Annotated in this window: 8 protein-coding genes; 1 reads left to right on the top strand and 7 read right to left on the bottom strand. The window is 46.1% G+C overall.

What is annotated here, in order from left to right; translation table 11 throughout:
• Window positions 1-2 precede the first annotated feature (2 nt).
• A complete protein-coding gene (locus ABIX36_RS26700) occupies window positions 3-1,631 on the bottom strand; it encodes a M1 family metallopeptidase (RefSeq protein ID WP_348085224.1) in 1,629 nt (542 codons plus the stop codon).
• 112 nt (window positions 1,632-1,743) lie between these two features.
• Here ABIX36_RS26700 and ABIX36_RS26695 point away from each other — a divergent pair, with 112 nt between their 5' ends.
• Window positions 1,744-2,502, top strand: coding sequence for an SGNH/GDSL hydrolase family protein (locus ABIX36_RS26695; RefSeq protein WP_348085223.1), 759 nt, complete (start codon window positions 1,744-1,746; stop codon window positions 2,500-2,502).
• Between the two features lie 250 nt (window positions 2,503-2,752).
• Here the strand turns inward: ABIX36_RS26695 and ABIX36_RS26690 are convergent, their stop codons facing one another.
• The 6 genes from ABIX36_RS26690 to ABIX36_RS26665 all read right to left on the bottom strand — a co-directional run bounded on the left by ABIX36_RS26690 (window position 2,753) and on the right by ABIX36_RS26665 (window position 16,109).
• On the bottom strand, window positions 2,753-3,520 hold the full coding sequence (locus tag ABIX36_RS26690) for a DUF1080 domain-containing protein (RefSeq protein WP_348085222.1): 768 nt from the start codon (window positions 3,518-3,520) through the stop codon (window positions 2,753-2,755).
• Window positions 3,521-3,585: 65 nt separating this feature from the next.
• Window positions 3,586-5,532 (bottom strand): c-type cytochrome, encoded by a 1,947-nt coding sequence (locus tag ABIX36_RS26685; RefSeq protein ID WP_348085221.1) that lies wholly within the window; start codon window positions 5,530-5,532, stop codon window positions 3,586-3,588.
• A 9-nt stretch (window positions 5,533-5,541) separates the two neighbouring features.
• Window positions 5,542-7,374 carry a family 16 glycoside hydrolase gene (locus ABIX36_RS26680; RefSeq protein ID WP_348085220.1) on the bottom strand — a complete coding sequence of 611 codons (1,833 nt, stop codon included), beginning with the start codon at window positions 7,372-7,374 and terminating at the stop codon, window positions 5,542-5,544.
• A gap of 87 nt (window positions 7,375-7,461) precedes the next feature.
• Entirely contained in the window at window positions 7,462-11,034 is a 3,573-nt protein-coding gene (locus ABIX36_RS26675; protein WP_348085219.1) for a VCBS repeat-containing protein, read from the bottom strand.
• 135 nt (window positions 11,035-11,169) lie between these two features.
• Window positions 11,170-12,900, bottom strand: a complete 1,731-nt coding sequence (locus tag ABIX36_RS26670) for a RagB/SusD family nutrient uptake outer membrane protein (protein ID WP_348085218.1) — start codon at window positions 12,898-12,900, stop codon at window positions 11,170-11,172.
• A 20-nt stretch (window positions 12,901-12,920) separates the two neighbouring features.
• Window positions 12,921-16,109, bottom strand: coding sequence for a TonB-dependent receptor (locus tag ABIX36_RS26665; protein ID WP_348085217.1), 3,189 nt, complete (start codon window positions 16,107-16,109; stop codon window positions 12,921-12,923).
• Window positions 16,110-16,396: the final 287 nt, after the last annotated feature.

Raw genomic sequence — 16,396 nt, 5'->3', positions numbered from 1 at the left:
TATTACTGCATAATCACCTTCTTAAAATACCATCCCTTAGGATCTACCACCGGCTGGGTTTTACTTACAATTTTAAAAGGCGTGCTTTTATTGGCAGAAATAGTGGTGTGGATGATCCCCTGATGGGTTAAAATATCGAGTGGCAATTCCATTGGGCTGTTTTTTATGCTAAGGATGTAGATATTGGGCCGGGTTCGTTTTAATTCAAAATCCATGGTGTTGGTAGTGCGCAAATAAAAATTAAACAGCGGGCTCAGGTCGCAGCCGCTCTCTTTGTTAAAGAAGTGCTGCACATCCTGCGTGGTGAAAAATTTATTGTACGGATATTTCACATCGGTAACAAATTTCTTTAGCGCCGGGAAAAACACGCTGTCGCCCAGTACATGCCGCATGGTGTGCATAAAAAATGAACCCTTGCTATAAATATCGCCATTGTAAACTTCGGCCATGCCCATCTCCTCGGCCTTTACAACCGGCTGTTGGTTGCGGATGCCCGCGCGCTGGGAGATGATAACCGAATCGTAAGCAGCCTCGCCCAGCGTCTCCTTAAAAAATAGTGCCTCGGCATAGGTATTTATCCCCTCCTGTATCCACATGTGCGCCCAATCTTTATTGGTAACCTTATTGGCCCACCACTCATGCCCAAACTCGTGGAACAGGTTGGCAGAATAATCCAGCCCGCCCGGGTACTTATCGTACTTAAACCTGTCGCCATAGGTAACCATCGTTTGGTGTTCCATGCCGGGGTTCGGCACCTCGGCAATGCCTATCTTTTCTTTAAACCAGGGATATTCGCCAAAGTATTTTTCCAGGATACGGGTATCACGAGCACGGATATCAAGTACGTGTTCGGCGTGAGCGGTATCCTCCTCCAAAACATAAAACTGGATAGGCACAGTATGGCCGCCTACGGTGGTATAGGGGCGACTGTACACCTTGTATTTGGCAATATTAAAAACCACGCAATAGTTGCTGATGGTGTAGTTAGTTTTCCAGTGCCAGGTTGCCCGGTTATTCGCCCTGTTTTTTACGCCCTGTAATAAGCCCGGTCCGGCTACCGAAAGCCCTTTGGGGATGGTGACGAAAAGGTCTATCCCCTCGTTTGGTTCGTCGCTTGGGTGGTCTTTACAGGGGAAGTACACCTTTGCGCCCTCCAGCTGGCAATTGATCACCACCCAGGGGTTGCCGGCCTTGTCGGTTGTCCAGGTGAAACCGCCCTTCCATGGCGGCCTCACGGCAACCGGCGGTTCACCGCCATAATTGATGCGGATGATATGCTTGCCTTCCCTATAGCTATTGTTATTGACGATGAAAATTGAATCGCCCTTTTGTTCGAAACCCGCATCTTTCTTATCAACCGTTATTTTGCTAACGCGAAGCAGGTGCACCAAGTCGAACAGTAAGGTATCAGTGGTTTTGCTGAGCAGCAGGTCTATCTCGGCATAGCCGCCAATACTTTTTTTGGGGATATCCACATCAAGCGCCAGGGTATAATGGCGGATATCCATTATGGCCTGCAGGGGTCGCAATTTGCCACCGGCGCTCATGTAACTGATGTCGCGGTTTTGGGCGAAAGAGCCCGTTGATACCAATAACACAAACAGGAAGAAAAATGGCCGGATGGTTTTCATGTACGTTTACCTTGAGCCAACAAAATAGACATTTATGGCGGGATTATAAATCAGAAAAAACAGGAGACGTTTTCGCAATTTCTTTATACATTGATGAAAATTAAATTCCATTATGGCCAATAGTTCACGCCGCTCCTTCATCAAACAAACTACGCTCATGGGGGCCGCCGCCACCGTTATCCCAGAGATTCTTAAAGCTGATACACTTATTACCGAAAAAATAGGTACCGACGCGGTGATCCTGTTCCAGGGCGATTCTATCACCGATGGTAACCGCACCCGCGATAACGACTGGAACCACGTAATGGGCCATGGCTACGCCTGCTTACTGGCCAGTCGATTGTGGTACGACCATCCCGACCGGAAATTTCATTTTTACAATCGCGGTATCAGTGGCAACAAAATAACCGACCTTGCCGCCCGCTGGCAAAACGATACGCTGGCCCTTAAGCCCGATGTGCTCAGCATTTTAATTGGCGTGAATGATGTGTTGGCTTTTATAAACGGCGACAAAAATTACAGCGCCGAAAACTACGAAACCGGTTACCGCGCCCTGCTGAAGCAAACCAAAGATGCCCTGCCCAATATTAAACTCATTATTTGCGAACCTTTTATGTTACCGGGTGCCCGGGTAAATGCCAATTTTGCTCAATGGACCGAAGAAGTTGCCAAGAGGCAGACCATCGCCAAAAAACTGGCACTGGAATTTGCCGCCGTTTTTGTACCACTGCAGCAACCCTTTAACGACGCGCTGGCCAAAGCACCCGTAGAATACTGGATCTGGGACGGCATCCACCCTATGCCCGCCGGCCACGAACTTATGGCCAGGCAATGGTTAAAAGTGGTGAACAAAAAGATAGGGCTGACGTAGAGAATCAAGAGGTAAAAGGCAGGAATCAGGAAAAAGAGAGCAAATTGGTGGTGACACAATATTGACACCAAACCGTAATTTTCAAACACCTGATTATGAGTTTTTTATAAATGTTCACGGTGTTCACCTGCGTGCGCGTGAACACTTTTTGTTGTTTTTTGGCGATATACAGGCAGCCAAAAAACAACAAAGGGACCGTATCAAAATTAAGATCATACAGCCCCTCTCCATTTAAAATATCTAAGAGTACTTACAAATTTCTCACCCAAATGTTGCGGTAGCTGATTGGTTTGCTTGGGTCGCCGTGCGATTGCAGCTTGATAGGCGCGGCACCGTGCTTGCGGTACTTTGGCGCACCGATGTAAGGGGTATCGCCCTTCAACTCGTAATTATTTTGCACCAATACGCCGTTATGAATGGCTGTTACACGTGCTGGCGTTTTTACGGTGCCGTCCTCGTTAAAGCGGGGTGCAGTCCAAACCACATCGTAGGCGTTCCATTGGCCGGGTTTACGGCAGGCATTCATCAACGGTGGCGATTGTTTGTACATACTGCCCGCCTGGCCGTTAGTGTAGGTCTTATTATTGTAGTTATCCAGTACCTGAAGTTCGTAACCACCGGCACCCCATGGCAGGGCGGCTAAAAAGATCCCGCTGTTACCGCGTGCCTGTCCGCTGCCTTCAATATCGGCTGGGATGCGGTATTCAATGTGCAGTTGAAAATCGGTGAATTTGCGTTTGGTTTGGATATCGCCTTTCTTTTTATCTACGGTGATCACGCCACCGGCAACCAGCCATTTTTTGGCGGCTGTAGAATCGTTCACCAATACCCATTCGTCCAGGTTTTTACCTCCGAATAAAATGATGGCATCCGACGGCGCGTCACTTGAAGTTTTGCCCGGACTAACCACCGCAGGTACGGGGGTATAAAATTCGGTATCCTCTGGCTTGGCGGTTTGGGCGGTAGCACCTAAGGTTGCGCCCGCAAGCAATACTGTTGCTAAAAGAAATTGTTTCATATCTGTTGTTGTTATGATATTTGCTTTAAAAAGCATTTAAAATTAAAAAAAACCTAAATCAAAATCTATTTTAAAGAACGGATCCAGGTGGCTATTTTCCGGGCATCCTGCTCCGCAACCTGCGGCATCGGCGGCATTGGCGTGGAATAATCCGGCCAGTGCTCGGGCTTAGGGTTTTTGATCAAGGCCATAATCTGCGCTACGCTATAATTACGTTTTGCTACATCCTTAAATGCTGGCCCTACCTGTTTAGTGGTAGGGTTATGACATGCCGAACAGGTGTTTTTAGCTAACAAAGGCTTTACATCCTCGTAAGTAAGCGCTTTCGCCGGAACTACGGCTGCGCCTTTAACGCCCGATTTTACACCAGTTGCTTTAACAGGAGCAACGGCTTTCACCGAGTTTTTGGTGCTTACTTCGCTCATGCTTAGCTTCTTCCCTTCGGGGATATTGTTGAGGGTGTAATAGGCGGTTGGGTGAACCAGGTTAAAGTAGTTCTCTTTATCGCGCATGCCATCCAACGTAATGGTATGGATGTAATACCGGCGCAGGTTGCTTACCACAATACGGGCCTTCATACCGTCTTCAGATACTTTTACGCCGGTAATGGCGCATTTCTCCGTATTCACCGGCGGGCTGCCGTAAACGCCGTGGTATTTATAGATGTAGCTTTCTACCGAATAAGAGGCAATATCTTCCGCTACCTTCTTATCAACCGGTTTCGTAAACTCTATTTCGAAACCATCCGGCTGGGCACGAATGGCACGCATTTCAAACGGGATACGGTTATTCCAGATCAAGCGCTGCAAGCCCATATTAGCCTCTCCTGCAGAACCCCAGCCACGATTGGTTTCGCCCGCTGCCAGTGAACCATCAGGCAACCAGGCCAAACGCACAATACCCGATTGAAAGCCACTGCGGAACGCCCATGCAGCGCCCTGGTATTCACCATTCACTTTCTCCAGGAAAACACGGTCTACCATGCTCTGCCCCTGATCGCACACCAGCAGCTGGCCCGAGAACGGACCGAAGGCACCTTCGGGTATTTTTACAATTTCGGAATTGGAGATGCCCAGGATGCCATGCGGCAACCATACGGCAGGCAGCTGTAGTTCAGGAATTTCCTTTTTGGCTTCAAATTCTGTTTTAAACTTCTCTTTAACGATGTTTTGCGGCTTAAATGGCTGGCCGTTTTTATCAAACTCAATACGTGGATTATTGGTGGCGAAGAATTTTTCCTGCGTAAGGGTTAGTGGAGAGTTTGGCAGGCCAGTCCATACTAAACTGGCAGGGTTACCCATAAAACCGCCTTTTTTTACCGGCATTATACTGCCCGATCCAACCCAGTCGCCCTGGTTATCGCTGTACCAAAGTTCGCCGTCGATCATACTGATACCGCATGGCGAACGGAAACCGGCCGCCCAAGGCGTAACGGTACCGTCCTCTTTTATATTTAAAGCCCAGCCGCGGTAAGGCACAAAGCTTTTAGGGTGCCACCAATCCGGCGGGAAACCGAGGTTTAGGGTTACAAAGAAAGAACCGTCCGGCGCAATCTTTGGCCCAAAGCTGTATTCGTGATAGTTGCCGGATAATGGCCAGGCATAAACAGTTTCAAATACATCGGCTTTGCCATCCATATTGGTATCCACCAGTTTGGTTAGCTCGCCGCGCTGTACCACGTACAAAGCGCCATCCTTATAAGCCGCGCCTAAAACCTCGTGTAATCCCGATGCAAACTTGCGGAAGAAAGGGTGCTGGCTGGTTGGGTTCTCCACAATAAAAATATCACCACGGCGGGTGGTTACCGCCAGACTGCCGTTTGGCAGGGTGCATAAACCGCCAACCTCCAGTATGGTACCTTCGGGTGCGGGCACTTTCATTATCTTAAAGAAGTCGTCCTCTTTTGGCGATTCGGCCTGCGCTAATGCACGCTGCGCCGTCGCCGTTATGGCAGTAATTACACTTACAAAAAGTACTAACCTGCTTATCATTTGCTTTACTGAATTCGTCATAACCTGTTTTTAAAAAATGATAGAATAGGTTAATTTTTGTGTCACGGGGATGATGAGTTCCTGCATCCCACCCGAAGTGCGTATAACTGGCTTGTCTGCGCCACCCTCATCTAAAAGGATATAATACTGATCGTCGATCGTATACAGCCCGTTTTTAAGTATTTCTATTTTGGAACCTTGTGCCAAACGCATGGTTAACCCGGCAACCGGGGTTGCAATGGTTACCACGCGATGAAGCCCCTGCCCGCCTGCTATCACTGTACTGGCATCACTAACCGCAGCACCATAAAGCACATATTTAAAGGTTGGGCGGCCATCGGCATCCAGTGTGTAGCCTTTAGGTTTGTAAACCGTACCGTTGGTATCTGCAGGCCAGGCTGCATCGGCAGTGGCTAACTTAGCTATGCCTGGTGCGGGTTTGCCAAAATATTGAACCGAACCGGCAGGTTTAGATGAACCGTCGCCGCGCTCGTGCCACATAGGTGTAGCGTCCAGGAAACCACCGCGCCAGATCTGCACGATCATCCCTTTATCGGCATCGTACGTGTAGTGCAATTGTTCGGTACTGCCTACGCCTATGCCGTGTGTTACACGGATGCCGCCCGGCAAATCGCTAAAGCTGCGCAGAATGGCGTTTTCAGTAGCGTTGATCAGGATAGGATCTACCGCGTCGTTAGAGCTCACATTCGCATCGCTCAATAAGTACTCGCGCACACCAGGACCAGATACCGTTAGCCCTAAAGCCGCTTTCGCCCAATCTACATTCTTGCTGTAGAATATCTCGAAAGGAAGATCGCCGGCGGGTAATTGTACAGTGCCGCTCCCCCGGAAGCCCGATGCTTTAACCGCTGGTGCGCCATTGATGCGCAAAGCGCCCTTACCGCCCGGTACGCTCAATTTAAAGGCATACTCTCCAGCCTCGGCAATATGAATAGTACCCGTGTATTTCAACAAAAACTCATTAGCCAGTTTTACCTCGTTGGAAGTGAGCATCGGTGTTACGCCCCGGGCTTCTGGTTTTAAGGTTTTATAATCGGGTTCTTCGGCAAAGTTGCCTTTGTAAACCGTGTATTTAAGATCGGATACCGTTGGATGCGGTTTGTTAAAGTTGGTGTAGCTGATGTTTTTAAAAGCTACCGCGCCGTGGTCGCCCTGCAAGCGAAGCGGACCGAGCGCGCTTTCCTTGGTATCGTAAGCGCCGCGGGTTGGGCCGGATAATTCTACATTCTCCTGGATCAACACACCGTTAAGCCAAATATAAAGTATTTTGGCATTAACGATTTTTACACCCTTGTCATCAAACTTCGGTGCCTGGAACGAGATGCGGATATGCTGCCATAAGCCCGGCGCGCGGCTGGCGTTTTGCCTTGGTGCATGGCCCTCGTAGCCCTTCATGCCATCGGGTTTAGTATCGTCCCAGCGTTCGTAGATACCGCCGTTATCGCTCGATTTGGGATTTACCGTACCCCAGCTATCCAGCAATTGAATTTCGTAGCGGCCCTGGAGGTAAATGCCCGAGTTTGCACCTTTGGCCATCGTGTAATCCATCTCCAGGTCTATATCGCCGTGCTGCAGGTTAAAATAAAGATCGTGCCCGGGGTTTTTCTCGTCCACGGTGTTTACCAATATCCCGACTCCTTTGGTTAAGGCAAATGTGTTGGGCTTGTCTAAATCGGCGTGTACACCGCCATCTATTTCCCAATTTTTTGGAGGAGCAGCAAATGCCGACAGATCTGTTAGTGCTACCTGGCTTTTGAGCGCCTGGGCATTTGCCAGCCGCGCATCAAATGACGAAGCAAGCAGCAGCACCACGCCAATTGCTGTGTAAAATTTCTTGTCCATTTTAGTTAATTAGGCACTACCCGGTTAAGTAAGGGTATTGCTGTTGGTTTCAATTGTCCAAATATAATAAACAATCGATTGCTTTAATTAATTTATACTTCTTTTATGCCCCATATTATCATAAATAATAATGCTTTGCATATTTGGACTACGGGTGATGAACCTGGCCGATTGCGATAGAAAAGAAGATCCATAGTAAAACTCCTGTTTTTCGGTTTTACCATTCTTGTATGCAATGATTGCATAAGCATCATCGGGCGCAACCGGGATGTTGCGTGTGTTACTTTTCAATTTAAAAAGCTTCAGGTAATCCTTGTTCTGGCTGGCGGCGAGTAATAGCTGCCCCCTGTTGTCGCGCAGTTTTACCAGTGCTTTACCGTTACCGGGGATGTAGATGCCGCTTTGCAAAATGCTTTGCGCCTTAAAACTACCCCTGCCGTCGCCTTTCAGCATTAAGCCGTTGAGTGCATCGTAGCGGCCAATAGCGGCTTCGGTGCCATAATCGTTGCCGTTCATCACCACATCCAGGTTACCGTCTCCATCAAAATCGCCTGTTTCCATCCCATTTATTACCGATACTTGTGCTTCAACCGGCATGGGTATCAATGTAAACTTACCATTGCCGTCGTTGCGCAAAAAACAGGTTTTTAGCATGTTGGCTTTTAACCGTAATGCGCCTTTGCGTTGTTCGGGCGTAAACATATCGTCCATGGTTGCGGTGGCATAAGACTTATAGTTGGTATACTTTTTCTTCATGCTGATCATTTGCTTAACCATATCGTCGCGCCCTTCTACCGGATATTCCTGCTTCACGCCGTTCTTATCTTTAAAAAAGATGGAAGGTATCGCACTATAAATTTTGCTTTTATCAAAATCATTAGCGGTAATATAAACCGGGTACTCATCGGTGGCCTGCATCAGGCTGTTTTGGCCAACATTGCCCACTATATAATCGGTACGGCCGGTGTGCCTAAAATCGCCGGCGACGATGGAGTTCCACCAGCCTAATTTATTGGCTACACCCGAATTTGCAGTAATATTCTCAAATTTACCGTGGTTGTTCTTCAGAATGGTGATGGGCATCCACTCCCCTGCCATGATCAGGTCTGGCCATCCGTCGTTATCAAAATCGGTAAAGGTGGCATCGCAAACTAAGCCTATATCTTTTAAAGCCGGGGCAACCTGCATGGTAACATCGGTAAACTTAGGCTTTCCGTTTTGGCTATCATTCCGCAAAATAATGCTGGATACCGGTTTAGGGTACTCCCATGGCTTCACCCTACCGGAGATAAACAGATCCAACTTACCATCCTTATTATAATCAAAGCCACGCACGCAAAGCTTACTGGTGTAGTTTTGCGGGAGGGCATCTGTTGCCAGGGTAAAATTGCCCTTACCATCGTTAAGGTAAAGCCTGTCCTGGTATTTGGGGTCGTTTGCTGCAATTTCGTATCCGCCGCTGGCCATGTAAAGGTCCAGCTTACCATCGCCATTGGCATCAAAAAGCAGTATGCCGGTATCTTTAAAAAGAATGGGAAGGCTGGTTGTTGTTGGCATTAAATTCCGCTGCCTGAATTTACCGTTTGGCAACTGGAAAAATACCTGCGCCTGGTAATAGGAATCGCCGCCGATGATCATATCGTCCAGCCCGTCGTTATCAATATCGCCAACCGCCAGGGCCGGGCTATACTCCGATAGTTTATGCGGCAACAATTTTTGGATATTAAAATCCACAAAATTGGCATCTTTATGCATAAAATGCACCCCTACCGAATCCGTAACTTCTTTGAACAAGGCATTGGCGGCAAACATGAGCTTTGGTGCTACTTTGGCGTCAGCAGCATCGGCTATGTTCAGTTTTAAGTTTTGGTCGGCTTTTACATTTATTAGCTTTTGCCGTTTACCATTGGGCCATTTCACTACTACGGAATCCAGCTGAGCTACTTTGCCTAAGCCAAAATGTGCTATATTTTCTACCGATGACAGGTAGCCGCGGTATGGGTTGTTCTCATAAACCTGCTGCTTTTTGTCGTAGTAGATGTTAACGATAGCACCCAGCCCGTTCAGGTTCTGTTTATCACCTTTAAAGTTTAACTGCAGGTAGTGCGCGCCCGCCAGGTTCTTTTCATCATCGCGCGAGGTGTTGCGATAAACCAGCGCCTCATCGTTTATATTGTTAATGATCATGTCCATAGCGCCATCGTTATCCAAATCGGCATATACGGCACCATTAGAAAAAGTTGGTAAGGACAAGCCCCAATCGGTACTTACATCTTTAAAAGTAAGGTTTCCGTTATTGGCGAAGGCGTAGTTATGGATCTTAATTTCGGGGATCTGTTTCAATACGGTTTCCTTTGAGGCTACGGCATAAGCCTCCTGCCTGTAGGTCATAAAATCCCTGTCGGATACGTCCCTTGGAAAACCATTGGTGACGATCATATCCCTGAAACCGTCATTGTTAAAATCGGTAATGAGTGGTGTCCAGCTCCAGTCGGTTTGGGAAATGCCACTCAGGAAGCCAATATCGGCAAACACAGGTTCGCCAATAGCACCTTGCTGCCCAAGGCGCGGGCCCTGGTTTAGCTGCAAGGTGTTACGCACGTATTGGTATTGGTGGCCAAACAGTTCGAAATTTTGGAACAGCTGGTAATTGTTTGGCCCGAGCATCATTTTTTTGCGATAGTTATCCTCGGGGTTCATATCCAGTTCTACCACATCGGCAAGGCCGTCGTTATTAATGTCTACCACATCCTGCCCCATGGAATTGAAGGAGGTGTGTTTAAAATATTCTTTAGAGCGGTCGGTAAACGTACCGTCGTGATTGTTGATATATAAGATATTGTTGGAGATAAAATCGTCAGACACGTAAATGTCTTTCCACCCGTCGCCGTTAAAATCTACCGTGGATGCGGAGTGCCCAAAACCGGGAATGGTAACGCCCGACTGCACGGTTACATCCGTAAAAACGGGATGCTTTGCTGCACTGTCCCAATCGTTACGAAAAAGTTTACCGGTGATAATATGCGGCCCGCGGCTCTCGGTAGAGCCAAAAACGTTGGGGTTGTATTGTGCGCTGGCATTATTAACCGTGAGGTACATATCCAGGTCGCCGTCATTATCATAATCGAAGAAGCTGGCCATAGTGGATTCGAGACCAGCCTGTAGCCCGTACGCTTTCGCCATATCTTTAAAGTGCGGTATGCCATCCTTATCAAGCCCCTGGTTAACGTACAAAAAGTTGTACCGCCTGGTAGCATCGGCATAAATGGTGTTACAAACATAAATATCCATTAGCCCATCGCTATTGATATCTACCACACTTACGCCGCGGCCCCAGCGCCCGTTGCCGCCTACGCCTGCCGTGGTGGTAATATCATCAAATTTAAAATCGCCTTTATTGAGGTACAGGCGGTTAGACACCATGTTGCCGGAGAAAAAAACGTCCTGTTTGCCATCGTTGTTAAAATCGCCTATGCCAACGCCGCCGCCGTTGTAAACATTCACCACATCCAGTGGGTTTATGGAGTCGTTCTCGGTTATTTTATTGTTAAAATCGATGCCCGAATGCGAGGAGGAGACCTGCTGGAACTGCGTTTTCTTTTTACAGGAAAACAAGCCAATAAAACAGAACAGAACTATTGTATAGTAAGAAATTCTCATATAGTAAGCCTAAGGTTATCGATTGAAAAGCATGTACAATTTATGGGTTTACATCCACTTCAACGAAATTTTTATCATCAGCAAAAAAGGGCCTTCTCTTTACAGAGAAAGCCCTTTTTTTATGTAGAAACATTATTATTTGCCATACGCAGGGTTCTGCGTAAGATTTGGGTTAAGACCAATCGCAGCTTGTGGAATTGGCAAAATATCGCGTCCTTCCGGAAGGGTTGTTTTCCATACACCATGCAATAAACCATCGGCTGTTGGGCCGTACGGATAAGGCTGAGGTGTAGAAGTTGCATCGGTACCGTAAGCGGCTTTGATGAATGCAGACGCTACACCGGGTCCGGCCCTGCGCAGATCATAAAAAACAGAATATTCGGCAGTTAATTCGTGCCTGTATTCGCTCAGTACCATTTGCAAAGGATCGGTTATTGCCGTAGACGGTTTACCATCATAAGTAAGGCCATCCTTCATTACGGCAGGTGCAACACCACCAAAGGCACGGTCTCTAACTATTTTAAGGTCGGCCATTGCGCCGGCAACATCACCGGTACGGACCTTACACTCAGCCCTGCTTAACAGCACTTCCGCGTAACGCATCAGGATCTGGTTTTGTGAGCCAAATATGATTTGGCTACCGGTACCGCCTGTAAGTTGCGGATCGCGCCATTTTTTGGCATTGTAGTAGCCAGACCGTTTTTGATCTGATACGCCATACCATGGTTTGGTTAACGTACCGCAAGTGTTAATAATAGTTCCGTCATCCGCTTTAAAACGGGCATCTCCATTTGCAAAACCACCTGTTACCGCAGGATAACCTTTTATACCACCCCATTTAGCGATGATACCAGGGCTTATATTCTGATCGCCGGGGCCTAAAACGGTAAGTGCTTTCCGTTTATCACCTGCCTGGTAAGAATACCACAAGCCCGGGTTGGCGTAATCGTAACCAAAGTTTGAGATCTCTTCAGGCCAGCTAAAGTCATCTATCCAGGCCACTTCACCGCCATTTTGCCAGCCGCCGTCCCAGCTTTGAGAACCCGATACTTCAAACTGTATCTCGAAGATCGATTCGTCGTTATTTTGGTTGCTAAATTCATGCACATCGGCAAAGTTTGGCAATAAATGGTAATTGCTGGTAAGCTCGGTGCTGTTAAAAGCTGTAAGGGCAGCAGCGTAATCTTTCAACCACATTTGCGCAGCACCTTCATAAGCGTAAGCGGAGCCTTTTGTAGCACGGCCCAGGTCTTTTTTATCAAGTGTTGCTTTAGATACCAGTAAAGTTTCCGCTTGTTTCATATCGGCTACCACTTGTTTAAATACTTCATCCTGAGAACTGCGTGGTGTTAAACCGTCTGTTTCTGCCTTTAACTCCAATGGTACGCCACCAAAAGAACCCGCCAGGTAGTAGTAACTCATACCACGTAAAAAGTATGCTTCACCAGTAAGGCGATCTGCAAGAGCAGCGGTAACAACACCATTCTCTTTTGCAGTAGCAATAATTTTAAATGCAGCGTTGGCACGGCCAATAGTGATAAAAGCATTCTTCCAGAATACGTCTAATGCGCCAAAATCTGAGTTGATCTGGTAATTGTTCCAGGCAATATCCGCTCCATAATTATAAAAATCATGCGTTGTGAAGTTGGCGTAATACCAGATAGATTTTTTCAGCAAGTCGCTATTTTGATAGCCATCGTAAATGCTGTTAACCAATGCTACAACATCTGATGATTTCTTGAAAGTAGCATCTGCCGTGGCCTGAAAGCTACTGTCTCTCGACAAAAAGTCCTTTTTACACCCTACCGGCATTATCAACGCGGTAAGCAGGGCTATAAAGGCAATATTTTTCTTGTTAATTTTCATGTCTTTAATATTTTATCTTCTTATTTAAGAGTTACATTTAAACCCACGGTATAAAATCTTGAGCCTGGGTATGTACCATTATCCACTCCATTCTGCGTCGCGTTTCCGCCTTGAACACCAATTTCAGGATCTAAACCAGTATACTTTGTTATAGTGAAAAGGTTTTGTGTTGAGAAATAGATCCTCACTTTAGATAACAAGGCTTTTTCTGAGATCTCTTTAGGTAAAGTATAACCTACTGTAACGTTTTTTAATTTAAGGAAACTGCCATTTTCTATCCATGCACTTGATGGCAGGTTGCTACCAATAGCATCATCGTTGTAAGTGGCGCGCGAGTAAGTGTTAGATGGGTTAGTTGCTGTCCAACGGTTGTTAAAATAATCTACACTAACGTTCTCCACACCAACAAAGCCGCGGTTTTGGAAGCTTTGCAATGAACTTTGCTGATAGTTAAGGATCTTGTTACCGTATACACCGTAGAAGTATGCATTAAAATCAAACGCTTTGTAGGACAGATCAATATTAAGACCGCCAAAGAATTTTGGCAATGGGCTACCAAGGCTAACCTGATCGGATGGGGTTACTTGTCCGTCGCCGTTTGTATCGGCAAAATAACGGTCACCCGGCGCGGTCGCTGTTTTTTGGTAGAACGGGCTTGATGGGTTTTTAGCCGCGGCTGCTGCATTTAAGGCATCTATTTGCGCTTGTGTTTGAAAAATACCAAGCGATTTGTAACCGTAGAATTCGCCCACCGGCTGGCCTATGTTGGTTTGAGTAAAGGTAGTCCAACCCATGCCTGTTAAGCCTAAGCCGCCAAAGTTTGTTACAGAGTTAGTGCCCGACGCAATTTCTGTTAACTTGTTTTTGATAGCAGATACAGTTAAATTAAGGCCGTAATGAAAATCACGGGTAGTATGATTGTAAGCTAAAGCAACCTCCAAACCTTTGTTTTCCATACTGCCTACGTTACGGGTTAAAAAATTATACCCAGACTGAGCAGGAGCAGCAAGTGTTAACAGGAAATCTTTTGACCGTCTTTTGAAAACGTCAACAGTTAATGCTAAATCGCCATTTAAGAATGACACATCCACACCAAAGTTAGTCATATAATTAGTCTCCCACCTTAAAAACGGATTGGCTGGCTGGGTTTGGATTATCCCCGGCTGGAAAATTTTATCAAATGGATAACCATTGTTTCCACTGGTAGCCGCCGCCGAACCTGATGCATAAAGTGAAAGGTACTGAAATGGCTGGATGGAATTCTGGTTACCAACTTTACCGTAGCTTGCTCTGAATTTCAGATCAGATAACCAATTAACATCCTTCAGGAAAGATTCTTCTTTAACTTTCCAGGCAACACCACCCGAAGGGAATATACCGTATTGGTGGCCCTTGTCAAATTTAGAAGAACCATCGCGCCTTACCGTACCAGTAATTAAGTACTTGTCGGTAAATTTGTAGGTTAACCTTGCATACTGAGACTGTAATGCATATATGGTTTCTCCATTACCATATCTGTCTAATTGTACATTGGTAGCTTGCCCTAAATCGCGAATGGAACTGTTTGGAGGGATACCGCTACCGCCCATTGAACTGTAGGTGATCTCCTGTTGAGAAACGCCGCCTACAAAATCGATACTGTGCACACCAAAGGTTTTGGTGTAAGCGATGGTATTTTCCCAGGTATAATCAAACGTGCTGTTAATATGCTGATTGTAATTAGCACTGCCCGGTACCGCGCCAGGGCCATATTGCGTTTGCGCGCGTAAGTCCTCCGGCTGAAGATAATAGCCCGAATAGCTTTTATTATTAATACCCAACCCGGTTTTTATCCTTAAACCATCAATAATTGTAGCCTCCAAAGATGTGTTAGCCAGTAAAAAATTAGTGATGTTTTTATACTGGTTAGTTTCTATAGAATAAACCGGGTTATTGTATTTAGAGGTATAAGTATTTAAAGGGTTATAAAAACCGTAGTTACCATTACCATCTTTTATTTGGTTGGTTAGTTTGTTACCACCATCAAGCGTAGGAATTAATTGCGTTAAATTACCCAATGCACCGGTACCATAGGGGTTGTTGGAGTTTTGGTAAGTGTACTTAACGCTTGTTGCAGATTTTAACCATTTGGTGGCCTGGTAATCTAAATTAGAGCCTAAGGTAACACGTTTAAAAAACGATCTTAACACGATACCTTTTTGATCATAGTACCCTACAGACGTAGCCGACTGAACCTTCTCGTTACCGCCACGAATAGCCAAACTGTAATTTTGCGTTTTGGCTGATTGATAAATAGCATTTTGCCAATCTACATTGGTTAACGAAGCAGGATCGCGCCAGGCAGGTAATTCCTGGAAGTTTTTTTGAGGATCTGCGTCAGCAACTTCGTTGGCCAGTGTAGCCCATTGCTGTGCATTTAATAACTTGTATTGTTTAGGCTTAGTTTGAAAAGCGCTGTAAGCGTCAAGAGTAACTTGTACACCGCCGTCTTTTCTGCCTTTTTTTGTAGTCACAATAACAACACCATTAGCAGCCCTAACACCGTAAATGGCGGTAGATGATGCATCTTTCAATATGTCGATAGAAGCAATATCGCTGGGGTTAATGTTATTTATACCACCGTCTATGGCGTATCCATCTACAACATATAACGGGGAGTTACCGTTGGTGGCCAAACTACCAACACCGCGGATCAATATTGTAGTGTTACCGCCAGGTGAACCATCGTTACTGGTTACCTGTACACCTGCTGCACGGCCCTGTAAGGCATTCTCCAATGAAGGTACAGGTACTTTGGCAATAGTTTCGGCACTAACAGAACTTACCGAGCCGGTAAGGTCTCTCCGTTTTGCGGTACCGTAACCTATTACCACCACTTCGTTCAAAGCGCTTGTGCTCGATGTTAATTTGAAGTTGTAAACAGTTGCGCTGCCAAGGGCCACTTCCTGGCTGGCGTAACCAATAATAGTTACAGCTAACGTACCGTTAGTTGGAACCACTAATTTAAAAGAGCCGGTAACATCTGTTACCACGCCTATTGAAGTACCTTTAACACCAATACTTGCGCCGGGTATAGGCGAACCGTTAGTTTCGGTTACAGTACCTGTAATTTGCCGGCTTTGGGCATAACCGGCCATACTCATCAGGCACAGCGTTAAGCTGGTGCAGAGTAGTACTACAAGATTTTTAATTTGTAATTTTCTCATCATACATTTAATTTTCTAAAATTTAATTGGTTGTGGTGGATAACCGGCCTACGGACAAGGCCTTAATCATCGGAAGTAAAAGTATTAGACAATCGATTGAATTAATACCACAAATGTTAACGTTTATATAACAAATGTTAATGGGGATACCACGAGTCAGATACGGTTAAAATAGTATCAATTCGCGCCAAAAAACGCTAAACAGGCAGTATTTTAAGGCTAAGTAACGGTATCTGCCCCGTAATGGAGGTGAAGGCCGGTTAACAATTTTAGTATACCACCGCAATATA

The sequence above is a fragment of the Mucilaginibacter sp. genome, from assembly GCF_039925265.1.
Classification (GTDB): Bacteria; Bacteroidota; Bacteroidia; order Sphingobacteriales; family Sphingobacteriaceae; genus Mucilaginibacter.
This window is presented reverse-complemented; position numbering and strand designations above follow the sequence as displayed.